Below are 16,430 nucleotides of genomic sequence, written 5' to 3'. Positions count from 1 at the left end.
GAACGACGACGCCCGACGGCCCGTCGACCGGCCAGGTCACGCCGCGAGATAGTAGGAGACCCCCGACAACAACTTGTTCATATTGTCCAGCGACGGAATATAACCGGACACGGCAAGACGTCCGTCACCGATCGCGGCATAGGTGTCCAACGAACCTTCGAGGATCGCACCGACCGTGGACACCGAATCGAAGACCATCCGCGCCCGCGGATCCGCCGGAGCCCCTCGGACGACCTCCACCCTGGCCGAGCGAGAACGGACGGTGAGCCCGGGGCCGTCCACCACCTCGACCGAGATATCGCCGTCGGCCATCCGCGCAGCATTGGCCCGCCCACGCTCGTCGAGATTGGCCACCGGAGCGATGGAGAAGAAAGCGATATAGGCCGTCATGATCCATGAGATACGCCGTTCCTCAGGCGAGAGCATCTCTCGGTCGAGAGGCCGCAACAATGCCTCTAAACGGCCGGACAACAAGGGAAGATCCTTCCGGAGGAAAGCCATCCTGGAAAACCCTCGCACCGGTAGTGGAAAACCTTCACCGGAGATCACCCGATTGAAATGACGCGCCGAGGCGAACGCCAAGGTGACATCGTCATGGCCGGCCGGTGCGCGACCGCTCCGCGGCCCGGACGACGCCCGTCCGTCGGTGAAGGTCAACGACAACGGAGCAATCCCCGGAACCCGGAAAGTCACCCTCGTATGTGCGCCTTGCACCATCTCCGCAGCACGAGGATCCAAGGACACCAGATCTTCCAAGGATCTGAGAACCGCATGAAGATTGACTGCAGCCTGCACCCGACCGTCGATCATCGTCCCCTCCTCGATGAGGCCACGGCCCTGACACCGCGGACACTGCAGACGCTAGCCACCCATCAGGCCGATATGACGGCGACACGAATGAATTACTGGTACAGATTTCGCCGATTCCTCACCCCGTGCTCCTGAAATAGCTACCGTGTGATCCATAAGAGGGAGGGCTCTTCTCACAGCCCGCCGCATCATCACCGGATGCGGCGGTTTCGCGTGCGCCGTCGCACTACCGGAGCGGGCGCCACCGCGTCCGCCGCGCACCAGAGAAGGAGCGATACACGATGTCAACCATTCGCGTCGTGCAATGGGGACTGGGCGCCATGGGCAGCGGGATGGCCCGTCTGGTCCTCGACAAGGAAGGGCTCGAACTCGTCGGTGGGATCGACACCCGGCCCGAATACGTCGGACGTGACCTCGGTGACGTCCTCGACATCGGACGATCCCTCGGCGTCACCGTCACCGACGACCCCGGCAGTATCCTGCGCCGAGACGAGGTCGACTGCGTCGTCATCGCCACCACCTCCTGGGTCTCCGAGCAGATGGCCGACCTGCGTACCGTCCTGAACGCCGGGATCAACTGCGTCTCCATCGCCGAGGAGATGGCCTCGCCCGAAGCGCAGAACCCCGAACTCGCCGCCGAACTCGACGAGCTCGCCAAAGCCAACGGGGTCACCCTGCTCGGCACCGGAGTGAACCCCGGCCTGTCCATGGACCTGCTCGTCGTCGCGCTGACCGCAGGATGCCACCAGGTCACTTCCGTCGAAGCCCGACGGGTCAACGACCTCTCCCCGTACGGTCCCACCGTGATGCGCACCCAGGGCGTCGGCCTCACCCCGGAGGAATTCGCTGCCGGCGTCGAGGACGGCAGCGTCGACGGCCACATCGGTTTCCCCGAATCGGCCCGGATGATCTCCGACGCCCTCGGCCTGGACATCGACCGGATCGAACAACGCCGAGAAGCCATCGTCTCCACGGTGCGTCGCGAAACACCGCACGTCGTCGTGGAACCGGGCATGGTCGCCGGCTGCAAACAGACCCTCCTGGGTTACCGCGGGGACGAAGTCGTCCTCACCCTGGTCCACCCCCAACAGGTGCTCCCCGAACTCGAAGGGCAAGGCACCGGTGACTACATCACCATCAAGGGCGTCCCCGAGATCAACATGCAGATCACCCCCGAATATGCCGGAGGAACCGCGACCAAGGGCATCGCCGTCAACTCCATCCCGCGTGTCGTCGAGGCAACCCCCGGCCTGAAGAACATGCTCGACCTACCGGTTCCCGCCGCGCTCATGGGAGCCGCCGCCTACCGCCGACGCGTCTGAACCCCGCCCCCACGACACCAGACCGCCAACCCCTCCCGAGAAGAGGTGTCCCTGTGACCGACATGACTGCCCGGATGGCCGCCTACGAGGCACGTCGTGCCGAGTTCTCCGGCCTGAGCGACGACGAACTCAAAGAACGTTTCTGGCAACTTGCCGGTGAGCTCGTCACGCCCATGGTCGAACTGGCCCGGACCCACACCAGCCCGTCGATCGAGCGCTCGGTGCTCCTGAGGATGGGGATCGACAGCGTCAGCAGCCACGCCGTCATCGATCGGATCGCCGACGCCGGACTTCTCGGCAAGGGGGCCGGCCACGTGCTGGTACGTCTCGCGCACCGTGAAGGTGTCGACCTGCGCACCGCAGCCCGGCTCGTCGCCGAGGACGGGAACTGTCTGAACGGTCTGTTCCCCACGGCAGGGGGCGTCCGATGAGCACCACCTTCGGACCCTTGGAGCCCAACACCAAGCTCGATGTCGACACCCTCATGGAAGATCTCGACGGTTACCGTCCCCGCAGGAAAGGATGGACCTGGCGGCGGGTGCCGGCCAAGGGGATCCCCATGGGACCCTTCCACTTCCGAGACGCGGCCCAGCCGCTGAAGAACTCTCTCGGGCTACCGGCCAGCAAGTACTTCGACGGCATCGACCCCCAGCCCAAATGTGTCGTCACCACCGAGATCGCCTCCGGGCGTTTCGAGGACGACGTCCGCCGGATGAGGATGGCCGCCTGGCACGGCGCCGACCATCTCATGGTCATCCGGACCACCGGTCAGTCCCATATCGACGGACTCCTGGAAGGAACTCCGGAAGGCATCGGCGGAGTCCCCATCACCCGTAAGCAGATCCGAGCCTCCCGCAAGGCCTGTGACGCCATCGAGGACGAAGTCGGTCGCCCCATCAACTTCCACTCCTACGTCTCCGGGGTCGCCGGCCCCGAAGTGGCCGTGCTCTTCGCCGAGGAAGGTGTCAACGGGGCACACCAGGACCCGCAGTACAACGTGCTCTACCGCAACGTGAACATGTACCGCAGCTTCGTCGACGCCGCCGAAGCCAAGAAGGTGATGTGCGGAGCAGGGATCCTGCAGATCGACGGCGCACACAATGCCAATGCCACCGCCAAAGCCGGCTGGCTCGTCATGCCCGAACTGATGGTGCAACACGGCCTGAACACGGCGTTCTCCGTGGCCGTCGGCATGGACAAAGGACTTATCGGCCTGTCCACCGTCCCCCCGAACTCACCTCCGGCACCGAAACTTTGGTTCGACCTGCCCTATGCCATCGCCCTGCGTGACTTCTTCTCCGAGTACAAGATGCGGGCTCAGCAGAACACCCGCTACATCGAAGCCGACATCGAGGAAGCCGTCCGCACCCACACCGTCGACACCTTGATCTCCATGTTGACCAGGGCCGACATCCAATCCACCATCACACCGGACGAAGGACGTAACGTCCCCTGGCACTACAACAACATCCGCGGTCTGCAAACCGTCAAACAGACCTGGTCGGCCCTCGACGGGATCAACGACCTCGTCTCCCTCCGCACCGAGGGGCCCCTCCCGGAAATGGTGCGCGACATCAAGGAACGCGCACTCGCCTTCCTTGCCGAGGTCGTCGCCGACGGCGGCTACTTCGCCGCTGTCGAGAAAGGGTTCTTCGTCGACTCCGCCAAATACCCCGAACGCAACGGTGACGGCATCGCCCGGGCCGCCGACGGCGGGGTGGGCGCCGGGTCCATCATCGAGCGGGACGACGACTACTGGGCGCCAGTCTGTGACCATTTCGGCAACAGCCGTCCGCCGCTCGATCTGCTCGTCGAGATGGGCGTGTCCACCGGCGCGGACACCGCGCCCTGTGCAGCCATCAGCGGCTGCACCCTGTGCGAGCCCGACAAGATCGTCTTCATCGATGAACTCGACGAGCAGGACAATGCCGACACGAGGCTCGCGGCTACGAAAGCGTACCGTTCCGGTGAGCTGATCCGGCCCGAGGCCGAATGGTCGGGCGACGGCACAGTGCTGGTCCAGTTCTTCGTGGCCCAACCCGAGGACGTCGCCGAGGTGTATGCCGTCGAGATGGCCAAGCGGATGGGCCTCGACGACCCCGTCGTGGTCAACATCCAGGTCATGCAGGCCGCCGAAGGCTGTTTCGTCGAGGTCAAGGGCAAGGTCACCTTCGATGTCCGCAGGGACTCCCTGACCATTCCGGTCAAGGAGATCCGTCTCCCCGAGGACGAACTGCGCGCCGAGGTCTCCGCTCGGCAGCTGACCGTCGTCGCGGCGACCGTCGGCGAGGACGAACACAGCGTCGGTCTGCGGGAGATCCTCGACATCAAGCACGGCGGCATCGAGAAGTACGGGGTGGCTTACCACTATCTGGGGACGTCGGTGCCCTTGACGAAACTGGTCGATGCCGCCATCGAGACCGGTTCCGACGCCATCCTCATCTCGACGATCATCAGCCACAACGACATCCACCGGCAGATGATGCGCAAGCTGGCCGAACTGTGTGTCGAGAAAGGTATCCGGGACCGTTTCGTCCTGGTCGCCGGCGGCACTCAGGTCAACCGGGAGATGGCCGCCGAAACCGGCCTCGACGCCACCTTCGGGCGGGGCACCAAGGGGATCGACGTCGTCGACGCCATGGTGAAGACCCTCCGCCTGCGTGAGGCGGGCAGCGTCGAGGGCTCCTCGTCAACACCTGTGAACGCTGACGGAACGGCATGAGTACCGACCGGGCCGATGTGGTCACCGTCGAGGTGGGCAGCACTATCACGAAGGTGAATGCCTTCGCCCACCGCGACGGGGCCTTGGAGCAGGTCGGTCAGGGTTTCGCCCCGACAAGTGTGGCCGAGGGCGATGTCGGTGTCGGCGTGGCGGCCGCCCGGGAGGATCTGCGTGGCCGCTTCGGTATCGATGTCACCGGGGTGGAGACCCACGTGAACTCCTCCGCAGCGGGTGGTCTCCGGATGAGTGTGCACGGTCTGACGGCGAGCATGACCACCCGCGCGGCCCGGGAGGCGTCCTTGGGTGCGGGGGCGATCGTCGGTCAGGTCACCGCCGGCCGACTGACCGGTTACGACCTGGCCGAGCTGCACTCCCTGAAGCCGAATATCGTGCTGCTCGCCGGTGGGGTCGATTACGGGGAGCGGGATATCGTGATCGCCAACGCCCGGGATCTGGCCGCCGCCCTGGGTGAATCGCCCGAGCATCCGCCGGTGGTCTACGCCGGGAATGTGGCGGCCCGCCCGGCGGTGACCGAGACCTTCGCCGAGCATGGCGTTCGGGTCCTGGTGGCGGACAACGTCTTCCCGGATGTGGACGTGTTGAATGTGGATCCCCTCCGGGTGCTGATCCATGACGTCTTCAGCGAACACATCGTCCACGCACCAGGAATGGGTGCCTTGGCCGAGCTCACCGAGGCGGAGGTCCTCCCCACGCCAGGTGCGGTGTTGATGGCCGCGGAGAGATTCGCCGAGGCCATCGGAGACGTCCTGGTGGTCGACGTCGGCGGGGCCACCACCGATGTGCACTCGGTCACCGACGGATCGCTCGAACTGTCCGCTGCCGTGGTGGAACCCGAACCACGGGCGAAACGTACCGTCGAAGGTGACCTCGGGGTGTACGTGAACGCTCGCACAGTGGCCCAAGCTTCGGGTGAACCGGACTGGGCCGAACGGCTGGAGGTGCTCACCGCGATGCCGGGCACCGACCGGGAGCGGGCCCTGACCCGTTGGCTGGCCGAACGCGCGGTGGAGGCCGGGATCCGCAGACACGCCGGCACCTTGGCCGACATCTATACGCCGACCGGGAAACGTCAGGTCGTCAGAGGGAAGGACCTGACCGCGGTGCGTTGGGTGGTGGCCACCGGCGGAGCCCTGACGAAGGTGCCTGGTGCGGCTGATGTCCTCCGAGCCGTGTGCGCCGGTCCGGGACGGCATCTGTTGCCGCCGGTGGACGCCCACCTGTTGGTCGACGACCGTTACCGTTTCTCCGCTTTGGGCACCTTGGCGCGTACCTATCCCGACGAGGTGAGCAGGACGCTGCGCCGGTGGGCGGATTCCTTCGACGAAGGCCGGTGATCTCACGTGTATCTGCGTACGCCCCGCCTGGAGATCCATCCGGATCGCATCACGGAGAACGCCCGGGCCGTGGTGGGTCTGTGTCGTGCGCACGGGGCCCGGGTGGCCGGGGTCGCGAAGGTGACCTGCGCGCATCCCGCGGTGGTGCGCGCCTTGGTCGACGGGGGCGTGGACGAGCTCGCGGACAGTCGGATCCTGAACCTGATGGGCTTGGCCGGGTTGGGCACGGGATTGCCGCAGATGCTGCTGCGGATCCCTTCGCCGTCGTCGGTGCCGGACGTGGTGCGTTGTGCGGACATCACGTTGAACTCGAGCCTGTCGACCCTGCGGATCCTTTCGGAGGCGGCCGGGCAGGCCGGAACCAGCCACGGGGTCGTCGTGATGGTCGACATCGGGGACCTGCGGGAAGGGGTGTGGCCCGACCGTGCGGTGGAGCTGGTCACGGAGGCGGCGCGGCTCCCGCATCTGGACCTGTTGGGCCTGGGCGCGAACCTGGCCTGTTACGGCGGTGTCATTCCCAGTGTGGAGAACATGCGGGGGCTGATCTCGGTGCGGGACGCCTGCCGCGCAGCGACCGGCCTGGAACTGGGCTTGCTCTCGGGAGGGAACTCTTCGAGTCTTCCGCTGTTGGCGAGCGGGCAGATGCCCAAGGAGATCAACCATTTCCGGATCGGGGAGTCGATCGTCCTGGGCCGGAACGTCCTCGACCGCAGCCCGTGGCCGTCCACCAGGCAGGACACGGTGCGTCTCGTCGGGGAGGTCGTGGAGCTGGAACGTAAGCCGAGTGTTCCGATCGGTGACCGTGGGCAGAATGCTTTCGGGGAGTGCCCGGAGTTCCCGGATCGGGGGACCAGGTTGAGGGCGATCGTGAACATCGGCCGTCAGGATGCCGCGATCGACGGGTTGACCCCTCAGGACGAGGGCATCTTGATCGTCGGGGCCAGCAGCGACCATCTCATTCTCGATGTCGAGGATGCTGTCGGTGATATCCGGTTGGGCGGACCCGTCGGTTTCTGGCCGTCCTATGCGGCGCTGTTGGCCCTGTCGACATCCCATTACGTCCAGAAGGTGGCCTTACGCGGCTGAATCTGAGATCTAGGGTGGTCATCATGCTTTACCAGACATGTGCCCGGGTGCATTTGGATGCGGTGCTCGCGAATCTGGCGGCGGTCCGTGATCGGGTCGGCCCGGATCGGCAGATCCTCATGGCGATCAAGGCCGAGGGGTACGGGCACGGGGCGGTGCCGATCGCGACAGCCGTGCAGGAGGCGGGGGCTGCGGACTTCTTCGGGGTGGCGACGGTCCCGGAGGGGGTGGCGCTCCGGGAGGCCGGGGTGTCCTTGCCGGTCCTGAAGTTGTCGCCGGTCTTCCCGGAGGAGGCCCGGGCCGCGGTGGCTCACCGGCTGACCTTGACGGTGTGCGATGCGGAGACGATCGATGTCGTCGAGCGGGCGGCTGCCGATCTGGGGGTGTCTGCGGCGGTTCATCTGAAGGTCGATACGGGGATGGGCCGGATCGGTTGCCTGCCGGGAGCGGCTCCTGACCTGGCTCGGAGGATCGCCGAGGAGTGTCCGCATCTGTACCTGGAGGGGATGTTCACCCATCTCCCGGTGAGTGACACGCCGGCTCAGGACGAGTTCACTGCGGCCCAGATCGGGACTTTCGCCGACTGCCATCGGGCGGTGGAGGAAGATCTGGGGCGGAGGGTCATCGCTCATGCCGCGAATTCGGGCGGCGTCCTGGCACATCCGGATTCGTGGATGGACATGGTCCGTCCGGGGGTGATGCTCTACGGGAGTTATCCCGACCCAGGGGTTCCGCGTACGGTGCCTCTGCGCGCGGCGTTGACCTGGGAGTCGCGGGTGTCCTTCGTCAAGGAGGTGCCTCAGGGGGGCACGGTCGGCTACGGACGTACCTGGACGGCCCCGGTGGCCACGCAGGTGGCGACTGTCCCGGTCGGATACGGCGACGGTTATGACCGCCGTTTGTCGAACCGGGGCGAGGTGCTCGTGGGTGGGCGTCGACTGCCGGTGGTGGGCCGGGTGTGCATGGACCAGTTGATGGTGGACGCAGGCCCGGACGGAGGTCTCGCCGTGGGTGATCGGGTGGTTCTCCTGGGCGAGGACGGTGCGGAGCAGATCACTGCGGCCGACCTGGCCGCCGCTTTGGACACCATCCCTTACGAGGTGACCTGTCGGATCGCGGCACGGGTGAGCCGGTTCCACGAGTATGCCGAGGTCACGAGCACGGTGTGAGCGATGCGGGGTGGTGAGCGCAGGGGAGGGGAGTCGATGTCCGGGAGTCGGCTGAGGGTCGGTGCCGCCGTGGGGGCGGTGTTGCTGTCTGGGGTGGCAGCCATGCCCTTCCGTGTGGCGGCGGCCCCGTTACGGGCCGAGGCCGTCGCGGCATCACCTGTGGTCACGGCCCCGACTGTTCCGCTTCGAGATGTTCGGGGCCATGCCCTTACTTGGGACGAGCATTCCTTGGTCGTCGACGGTCGGCGTACGCCGATCATTTCCGGAGAATTCCATTACTGGCGTTTACCAGCGCAGCATCTGTGGCGTGACGTGTTGGAGAAGATGAAGGCCACCGGGTTCAACACGGTCAGCCTCTACTTCCATTGGGGGTACCACAGCCAGGAGCGGGGGGTTTTCGACTTCTCGGGGGTCCGTGACGTCGACCTCCTCCTGCAGATGGCGGAAGAGGTGGGACTGTATGTCATCGCCAGGCCAGGACCGTATATTCAGGCGGAGACGAGTATGGGCGGTTTCCCCCCGTATCTGAGTACCTACGCCGGGTTGCCTCGAGTGGGTGCTGCGGACAACCTTGCCGCCGAGCTCGAGTGGTTGGCTGCTGTCGATCGGATCATCGCGCGACATCAACTGACCGACGGCGGTGGCACCGTCATCGCCCATCAGATCGAGAACGAGATGTTCACCCCGTTCACCGGACGTTACCTGAATACCTTGGCGCAGGCAGTTCGGGCCAATGGCATTACTGTTCCGCTCTTCCACAATGACTACGGCCCCGGCCACGGCTGGTACGCGCCGGGCAAACCGGGAGGCGAGTCTCTCCAACTGTACGCATTCGACTTCTACCCGTTGTTGTTCTCCTGCGCAGGTGCTCGGGCCCGACTCGACACCCATTTCGAACGGCGGGTCCGCCGTTACTCACCGAGTACTCCGGTATTCATCGCTGAAGGACAGGGCGGAGCCTTCACCCCTTGGGGCGCCAGCCATCAGGCAGATGACTGCGCCCGGTTCGTCGACGACCGGTTCACCCGGCAGTTCACGGTGAACAATCTCGCCAACGGGGTGACCATGCACAACACCTATATGCAGTACGGCGGGACGAACTGGGGATGGACCGGGGATCCGTCCACGGGATTCACCTCGTACGACTACGGCGCCCCGATCGCGGAGAACCGGACACTGCGCGGAAAAGCTGTCGTTCAGAAGGAATTCGCCCAACTTCAGCGTGCCGTGCCTGCTTTGGCAGCTACCAGGGCGGTCGGCCGGGTTCACGGGATCGAGGGGCCGGACCGTCGCCGGGTGCTCGCCGAATGGCGTCAGGCCGAGGACGGTCCGACCCGGCTGCTGACGCTCCGGCATCGTCACTCCAACGACGAACGCATCAGCCGGTTCTCCCTCCCACTGACTGTCGATGGGCACACCTACCGGCGTGTTCCGCAGAAGGAAGAGGCATCGGTCGTCCTGAACGGACGGGATGCGCTCGCGCTCGTCGTCGACCATCAGGTCGGACCTCATCGGATCCAATACACCACAGCACAACTCGCCGGCTCGACGGTGTCGCCGGGGCGGGCCACTGCGACGTTCACCGCGCCGCTCTCCCAGGAGAGCGAGACCGTTCTACGTCTGGCCGTCCGCCCGGAAGTCATCGCAGACCGGGGCATCGAGACCCATTGGGACCAAGCCCGCCATGAGCTACGCATCAACGCCGTCCACCAGGGGATCGGCCGGGTGACTTTACGGTCCGTCGGTGAGGAACTCTCGTTGATCTTCGCCGACCGGGCCGCGTACGGGCAGATCTGGCACCCTGACCTGTCGGTCGGCGGAAGTATCCGGGTCGCTGGTGTCGACCTGGTGCGTTCGGCGATCCGGGAGGGCACGACGATCGTCTTGCGTGGCGACACCGCTGCCGCCAGTCGGCTGCAAGTCGATGCTCCTGCCGGGGTCACCTCGTTGACCTGGAACGGCACCCCCGTACCGGCCATCCGTGACGCCTTCGGCGCGCTGGTCGCCGACCTGCCTGGTCCCCGACCCACGGGACGGCATATCTCGTTGGACACGTGGGTCGGTCGAGAATCGGACCCCGAACGTCTCCCCGAGTTCGACGACCGGACGTGGACCCCGCTGACGAAGAAGAAGGCCGCGAACCTCCTGCACGGACCGGGACCGGCCCAACGCATCGTGATGACCGGCGAGGACTACGGATTCGATCACGGCGACCTCTGGTACCGAGGAACCTTCACCCCGCACACTTCGGGAAGTACGGTCACGGTCTCGGCGCGCACCGGTCGACACGGCATGGCGATGGTGTGGGTGAACGGCATCTACGTCGGATCGCAGGGCGACGGCCCCAGAATTCATCAGGTCCCCCGGGAGGCTATGCGCCGTGGCGAACCGGCGAAGGTCGCGATCCTGGTCCGCAACAACGGTCATCCTGTGGACGGCGCTGCCTTGAGCCTGTCCAAACACGGCAGGGGACTGTGGGACGTAGCCTTCCCCGGCGCGGGCAGGATCTCATGGAAGATGCAAGGAGCGATCGGTGGACGCCGCCCAGTGGATGTCGCTCGTGGGGCCTACAACAACGGTGGCCTCTTCGGTGAACGGCAGGGATGGCATCTGCCGCAGGCTCCTGCCGCCGGTTTCGTCCCGGTGGCAGGACTGAATGCCGACCGTCCAGGGGTGCGCTGGTACCGCACTGCTGTGCGTCTCGATCTGCCTGGGGGACAAGATACCCCGGTGAGTCTGCGTGTCGACGATGTTCATTTCCGCCAGGATCGCTACCGGGCGATCATCTTCGTCAACGGTTGGCTGACCGGTAACTACATCAATCATGTAGGCCCTCAGCAGGAATTCGTGGTGCCTGGCGGTTTCCTGCGCGCTGCTGGGGAGAACGAGATCTCTGTGGTCATCGAGTCCGAGGATGCAGGGGTCGGCCCTGACCGGGTCAGTCTCCTCATCGGGTCCGGAGTGCTCGGTGGGCCATCGCAGCGGACGAACCCGGCACTTTCGTACGGCCAGCTGTTTCGTTGACCTTCTGGTCGGACGGCGGACGGGGATCGTTGTCGACTCCGTTGACCCTGAGGCTGTGGAGAAACGAGAGAGCAACTTACGTCTTTAAGGCGTGAGATCAGAAGGAAAGCTGCCTGCCGACTGACATGTTGATCGGCCTGTCACACGGTTCACACGTGGGTGGGTAATGGCCCGCCGTGCCAGGCCAAGGCGTCCTTGAAAGCACCGAGCAGGTCGAAAGGCGCCCCGGACAGATCGGTATAGGCGCGGTGCAGGTTCAGGACGAGTCGTTCGGCGTCCGGGCGGTCCGCATACTCACCCAACTCGGTCTCAGCCGCCGTCTCCAAGGGTGACGCGCCCGCAGCCAGGCCGGCCTTCGCCCTCGTCAGCACGAACTCGAGATAACGGCGGATGTCCTCCAGGCAGACCTTGATGTCCTCGGTGCCGCGCAGCACCGGTCCGTGCCCGGGAATCATCACCTCGGCCTCGAATCCGGCCAGCCAGTCGAGAGACGCCAGTGCGCCCGTCACCGAGCCCATCGCGACCATCGGGGTCACCCGGTTGAAGACCAGGTCACCGGTGACCAACACCCGCTGCTGAGGCAGATGAACGACCAGGTCACCATCCGTATGAGCGACCCGACCGGGGTGGGCCACACGAACCTCCTGGTCACCGACGTACACACTTGCGTCCCCGGACACGGTCAGATCGGGCAACCTGCGCTGCCCGTCGACACCCCAGTCCAAAGGACGCTCCCACAGCGGCGGACAACCACACACGAACGGATCCGCGGCAAGACCCGCCCGCATCCGCTCGTGACCGACGAGCACGGTCCGCTCAGGAAGCAACACATTGCCGTACGTGTGGTCCCCGTGCAGGTGTGTGTTCACTGCATAACGCAGCGGACGCCCGCCGCTGGCATCCGCTACCTCCTCCAGCAGGGCCCGGGTGCGTTCGGCCGTCGCGCAGGTGTCGACCAGAAGCGTGGAATCGTCACCGACGACGAAGGCACAGTTGTTCACCCACCAGGAACCATCGGGTTGGACATAGGCGTAGACCCCCGGCGCGACCTCGTCGACCTCCGGAGCGAGAGAGACAGCGGCCGAGGGGTCGGCAGGCGTGGGTTTCGTCATGGCGCCGGATGGTAACAACCCAGTCCGGGCATTCGCCGCAGATCGTCTGACTCTTCCCGGTGCGGACGGCGAACAGAACTACCCGGGCGGACCGCTCGACGGATACGGTGGCCCGATGCCTCGTCCCCTGATCGCGATGGCCGGCTGGAGTCGTCGGCACTGGGTCACTGCTGCTCTGGCCGCGCTGGTGACCGTCCTGGTCGTCGGGATTCCCTCGGCGATGATCCCGACGCCCCTCTTCGGTCGTTCCGTTCCCGTCACGCCATGGTCCTGGCCGGTGCTGGCCGTTACCGGCCTGCTCAGCGGCCTGATCGTCGCCACCTACGTCCGTGATCATGACACCTCGGCCGAGCCGGACCCGTTGAGCAGGCGTGGCACCGTCGGGGGCCTGCTGGCCTTCTTCGCCGTGGGTTGCCCGGTCTGCAACAAGGTGGTCCTGCTCGCCCTGGGGTCGACCGGTGCGATGCAATGGTTCGCACCCGTCCAGCCCTTCCTGGCCGTCGCTGGGATGATGCTTCTGTCCTGGGCACTTGTGGTGCGCCTGCGTGGGCAGGTGGCCTGCCCGACCCCGCCCGCCGAGAATCCGGTCTCCTCGAGCATCGCAGGCTGATCCCTTTCTGGGACTGACGAATCCCGAAGTTCGACGGGGGTGCGCGTCGAAGCCTTTATGAGGCTTTTGTCCACTAGGGTCGACAGTGCGGCCGGGTCCTCTCCACAGGCCAGGTCGCCCTTGAGGGAAAACGATCTGGCGCGTCCTCGATGCCTCGGATCATGGTCGGGTCGGCCGTGCAGGGCTTGCGCCAGGGACGACCCGTCGAAGGTGGCATCGGACGATGTCCATCCCGACGGTGTCGATGGCGTGCACGGCCCGCTCGACCGTCTCCACCGACGGCGACGACTCAACCGAGCAGCTGAAGACTGACCGCCATCACGAACATCCCGGACATCACCCCGGCGAGAGCCACATGATGCTCGCCGTAGGCATGAGCGCTCGGTAGCAGTTCGTCCAAGCAGATGTACACCATGATCCCGGCGACCCCAGCCAGGACGACCCCGGTCACCGCCGGGGTGAGATAGGGCGCTAACACCAGATAAGCCAGGAGCGCACCTGCCGGTTCGGCCAGGCCCGACGCGAACGAATAGCCGAAGGCCTTCGCACGGGAGCCGGTAGCGAAATAGACCGGCACGGCCACCGCGATACCTTCGGGAACATTGTGCACGGCCACCGCGACCGCTACCGGCAGGCCCAGATCGGGGGAGGAGATCGCCGTCATGAAAGTGGCGAACCCCTCAGGAAAGTTGTGGATCGCCAGCGCCGCCGCGGTGAGCAGCCCCATCCGCATCAACTGGGCCTGATGGACCGACTCCGGGTCGGTGTGCGTCTCGTGCGGATTGACCTCCGAGGGGACCAGGGCGTCGATGACACCGATGAGAGCGACCCCGCAGAAGAAGGCCGTGACTGCCACCCACCCACCGTGCTCACCCAGGGCCGTGCGCAATGACTCCTGTGCTCCAGGGACGAGCTCCACCAGGGAGATGTACAACATGACCCCTGCTGACAGCCCCAGACTGCTCGCCAGGAGCTTCGGCGAGGTCTGCCTGGCCGCGACACCCAGAAGGCTGCCGATGCCGGTGGACAGCCCGGCGAAGAGGGACAGAGTGAGTGCATAACCCACCGGGCTCATCCGGTTTCCTGTCGTTCTCGGTCGAGGACGGTCCACGGTAACCCACCGTGGCGCGGGTCGAGCAGGAGCGGAAGGGTCCGCTGCGCCGCCGGTTCCGCGCTCATCACCGTGAGGAGGCCAGCGCGGTCAGGAATTTCTTCACCACCGGGCCGGCATCGCTCGCTCCACCGCCGGCATCGGCGACGAAGATAGCGAGAGCGAGATCCCCTTGGGCGGCGATCATCCAGGCGTGAGTGCGCGGAGGCGTCCCGGTGCCGTACTCCGCGGTGCCCGATTTGGCGGCGACGGCTCCACCGGGAGCGTCGGCGAGCAGCGGCGCATTGCCTTCGGTAACCACCGCACGCATCAAGTCCCTTAAAGAAGTTGCTTCTTCAGGGCTCAGCGGTGTGCCCGAGGAAGGTTTCTGCTGCGGGGCCGGATCGCGTACGAGCATCGGGGACACGGTGCGTCCGTCGGCGATGGACGCGGCGACGGCCGCCATTCCCAGCGGAGTGCTTTCGACTCGCCCCTGGCCGATCAGGCTCGCCGCTCGTTCGGTTTCTCCGGACGGGGCCGGTACCTTGCCCGTCTCGGCGGGAACCCCCAAGGTGGGCTCGCCGGTCAATCCCAGGCTGGCTGCAGCTTCGGTCAGGGCTTTCTCTCCGATTCGGTCGCGCAGGCCGATGAACGCGGTGTTGCACGACTGGGCAAAGACCGAACGCAGTGTTTGCGTGCCGAGTTTCGAGTTCGGGTATCCGTCGTAGTTCTTGAAGGTCCGTCCGTCCACGACGAGGGTGGCCGGGCAGCTCACCGAGGACGACGGTGACAGACCGGAGCGGAGAGCGGCCAGCGCGGTCACCGCTTTGAAGGTGGAACCGGGCGGATACATGGATAAGGTCGCGGTGGGATCTCCTTTGCCGCCGGGCCCGCTCGCCGCGGCCAGGACCGCGCCGTCCGAAGGTCGGATCGCCACCAGGGCCGATGTGGTGGACACGGTCGAGAGCGCGTCCTCTGCGGCTGTCTGGACGTTCTGGTCGAGGGTCGTGCCCACCGCCCGGCCCGGACGTTCCTTCGTGACGTGGAGGACGCGGCTCTCCCCTCGAGCAGAGACGGCTTGCCAAGTGGTGCGCGGCGTGCCGGCCAGGACCTGCTCCTGGGCGGCTTGCAGCCCGCCGATACCGACCATCTCCCCGGGGGAGATCTTCCCCTGGGATCTCTCCACGATCTCGGCGGTGGCTTCGCCCACTCCGCCGAGTAGGGCTTTGGCGAAGGAAGAGGTGGGTGGCAGCGGTAGTTCGTCCTCCTGCATGAGCAGACCCGGGACGCTCAACTGGGAGACCGCGGTCAGTTCGGGGCTGGGATCGCGCACGGTCAGCGCCGGGACGAAGGCTTTCTCCCCGGCGCTGCCGACACTCTCCGGGTAGGCGACGCCCAGGTCGAGGGCGCGGGCCAGGACACCGGCCGAGGCCACGGCGATCTCCTTGGTGACGGCGCTCCGGTCGATGCCGATGCGTACGACCTTCCGGAGGGTGACCAGCGGAGCGCCGGTGTGGTCCAGGATGTCACCGCGGGCTCCCGAACGGCGCGTGACCCGCAGACGTTCGTCATCCTTCAGGCCGGGTGCCAGGAGCGGCGGGGACCAGCGGGTGATCCATCGCCCGTCCGCCCTGGAGAACTCGGCCTCCACCGGGTAGGTGTAGGGGTCCCCACCCGGTCGGGGCGTCCACCGGTGGCGCAGGGTGACCCGCCCCCGCTCGCCGTCGACCTGGACATCGGTGACATCGACGTCGTGGGTGCTGGCAGTGGTCTCCTCGAGGAGCGCGGCCACATCCGGGGCACCTTCTACGTGACCGGGGGGAAGCTTCCCGGTGCGAAGCCCCTCGGCCAGCGCTGCGGCGGCCGCTGAGAGGTCGTCCTTCTGTTGGCGAGCGACCGACGCCCGGTAGCCGATCACTCCGGCGAGTACGAGGGCACACGCGAGGACGGCGGCGATGATCCTGACCTTGGCGACGCTCATCGGGCTGCTCCTTGGCCGGCGTGGCGCTGCAGGAGATCCCGGGCGGCGCCGGGAGATGAGGACGGGGCCTGTCTCCGTCCGTTCTGTCCGGAAGAGTTATGCAGTGACTGTAGGAGACGGCCCGGGCAGCTTCAGGGAGGCGCGCCAGC

The 16,430-nt window shown here is 66.1% G+C and carries 12 protein-coding genes; 8 read left to right on the top strand and 4 right to left on the bottom strand.

From position 1 onward, the window contains the following. Nucleotides 1-36: 36 nt before the first annotated feature. On the bottom strand, nucleotides 37-810 hold the full coding sequence (locus AUCHE_RS05100) for a hypothetical protein (RefSeq protein ID WP_006502202.1): 774 nt from the start codon (nucleotides 808-810) through the stop codon (nucleotides 37-39). Nucleotides 811-1,091: 281 nt separating this feature from the next. On the opposite strand from AUCHE_RS05100, the gene ord reads away from it, so the two are divergent. The 7 genes from ord (at nucleotide 1,092) to AUCHE_RS05065 (ending at nucleotide 11,488) form a co-directional block, all read left to right on the top strand. Then, entirely contained in the window at nucleotides 1,092-2,132 is a 1,041-nt protein-coding gene (gene ord, locus AUCHE_RS05095; protein ID WP_006502201.1) for a 2,4-diaminopentanoate dehydrogenase, read from the top strand. A gap of 62 nt (nucleotides 2,133-2,194) precedes the next feature. Further along, nucleotides 2,195-2,563, top strand: a complete 369-nt coding sequence (gene oraS / locus AUCHE_RS05090) for a D-ornithine 4,5-aminomutase subunit OraS (protein WP_040321621.1) — start codon at nucleotides 2,195-2,197, stop codon at nucleotides 2,561-2,563. Continuing rightward, a complete protein-coding gene (oraE, locus tag AUCHE_RS05085; protein WP_006502199.1) occupies nucleotides 2,560-4,854 on the top strand; it encodes a D-ornithine 4,5-aminomutase subunit OraE in 2,295 nt (764 codons plus the stop codon). The genes oraS and oraE overlap by 4 nt, the downstream gene beginning before the upstream one ends. After that, nucleotides 4,851-6,209 (top strand): glutamate mutase L, encoded by a 1,359-nt coding sequence (locus tag AUCHE_RS05080; protein ID WP_006502198.1) that lies wholly within the window; start codon nucleotides 4,851-4,853, stop codon nucleotides 6,207-6,209. Before oraE ends, AUCHE_RS05080 begins: the two co-directional genes overlap by 4 nt. A 6-nt stretch (nucleotides 6,210-6,215) precedes the next feature. Further along, nucleotides 6,216-7,295 carry an alanine racemase gene (locus tag AUCHE_RS05075; protein WP_006502197.1) on the top strand — a complete coding sequence of 360 codons (1,080 nt, stop codon included), beginning with the start codon at nucleotides 6,216-6,218 and terminating at the stop codon, nucleotides 7,293-7,295. 23 nt (nucleotides 7,296-7,318) lie between these two features. Next, nucleotides 7,319-8,464 (top strand): alanine racemase, encoded by a 1,146-nt coding sequence (gene alr, locus AUCHE_RS05070; protein WP_040321618.1) that lies wholly within the window; start codon nucleotides 7,319-7,321, stop codon nucleotides 8,462-8,464. Nucleotides 8,465-8,500: 36 nt separating this feature from the next. Next, a complete protein-coding gene (locus AUCHE_RS05065; protein WP_162137218.1) occupies nucleotides 8,501-11,488 on the top strand; it encodes a beta-galactosidase in 2,988 nt (995 codons plus the stop codon). Between the two features lie 149 nt (nucleotides 11,489-11,637). On the opposite strand, the gene AUCHE_RS05060 is transcribed toward AUCHE_RS05065, so the two are convergent. Beyond that, nucleotides 11,638-12,600 carry an MBL fold metallo-hydrolase gene (locus AUCHE_RS05060; protein ID WP_006502194.1) on the bottom strand — a complete coding sequence of 321 codons (963 nt, stop codon included), beginning with the start codon at nucleotides 12,598-12,600 and terminating at the stop codon, nucleotides 11,638-11,640. Nucleotides 12,601-12,715: 115 nt separating this feature from the next. Here AUCHE_RS05060 and AUCHE_RS05055 point away from each other — a divergent pair, with 115 nt between their 5' ends. After that, on the top strand, nucleotides 12,716-13,210 hold the full coding sequence (locus AUCHE_RS05055; RefSeq protein ID WP_217994344.1) for a hypothetical protein: 495 nt from the start codon (nucleotides 12,716-12,718) through the stop codon (nucleotides 13,208-13,210). A gap of 289 nt (nucleotides 13,211-13,499) precedes the next feature. Here the strand turns inward: AUCHE_RS05055 and zupT are convergent, their stop codons facing one another. Both zupT and AUCHE_RS05045 read right to left on the bottom strand, forming a co-directional pair. Then, nucleotides 13,500-14,285, bottom strand: coding sequence for a zinc transporter ZupT (gene zupT / locus AUCHE_RS05050; protein WP_006502192.1), 786 nt, complete (start codon nucleotides 14,283-14,285; stop codon nucleotides 13,500-13,502). A gap of 103 nt (nucleotides 14,286-14,388) precedes the next feature. Further along, nucleotides 14,389-16,281 carry a penicillin-binding transpeptidase domain-containing protein gene (locus AUCHE_RS05045; protein ID WP_006502191.1) on the bottom strand — a complete coding sequence of 631 codons (1,893 nt, stop codon included), beginning with the start codon at nucleotides 16,279-16,281 and terminating at the stop codon, nucleotides 14,389-14,391. Between the last annotated feature and the right edge of the window lie 149 nt (nucleotides 16,282-16,430).

The organism is Austwickia chelonae NBRC 105200 (genome assembly GCF_000298175.1).
GTDB lineage: Bacteria > Actinomycetota > Actinomycetes > Actinomycetales > Dermatophilaceae > Austwickia > Austwickia chelonae.
This window is presented reverse-complemented; position numbering and strand designations above follow the sequence as displayed.

Excerpts from the sequence above, each read along its gene's own strand:
- AUCHE_RS05100 (WP_006502202.1), bottom strand. The coding sequence starts at position 810 with ATGATCGACGGTCGGGTGCAGGCTGCAGTCAATCTTCATGCGGTTCTC.
- ord (WP_006502201.1), top strand. The coding sequence starts at position 1,092 with ATGTCAACCATTCGCGTCGTGCAATGGGGACTGGGCGCCATGGGCAGC.
- oraS (WP_040321621.1), top strand. The coding sequence starts at position 2,195 with ATGACTGCCCGGATGGCCGCCTACGAGGCACGTCGTGCCGAGTTCTCC.
- oraE (WP_006502199.1), top strand. The coding sequence starts at position 2,560 with ATGAGCACCACCTTCGGACCCTTGGAGCCCAACACCAAGCTCGATGTC.
- AUCHE_RS05080 (WP_006502198.1), top strand. The coding sequence starts at position 4,851 with ATGAGTACCGACCGGGCCGATGTGGTCACCGTCGAGGTGGGCAGCACT.
- alr (WP_040321618.1), top strand. The coding sequence starts at position 7,319 with ATGCTTTACCAGACATGTGCCCGGGTGCATTTGGATGCGGTGCTCGCG.
- AUCHE_RS05065 (WP_162137218.1), top strand. The coding sequence starts at position 8,501 with ATGTCCGGGAGTCGGCTGAGGGTCGGTGCCGCCGTGGGGGCGGTGTTG.
- AUCHE_RS05060 (WP_006502194.1), bottom strand. The coding sequence starts at position 12,600 with ATGACGAAACCCACGCCTGCCGACCCCTCGGCCGCTGTCTCTCTCGCT.
- AUCHE_RS05055 (WP_217994344.1), top strand. The coding sequence starts at position 12,716 with ATGCCTCGTCCCCTGATCGCGATGGCCGGCTGGAGTCGTCGGCACTGG.
- zupT (WP_006502192.1), bottom strand. The coding sequence starts at position 14,285 with ATGAGCCCGGTGGGTTATGCACTCACTCTGTCCCTCTTCGCCGGGCTG.
- AUCHE_RS05045 (WP_006502191.1), bottom strand. The coding sequence starts at position 16,281 with ATGAGCGTCGCCAAGGTCAGGATCATCGCCGCCGTCCTCGCGTGTGCC.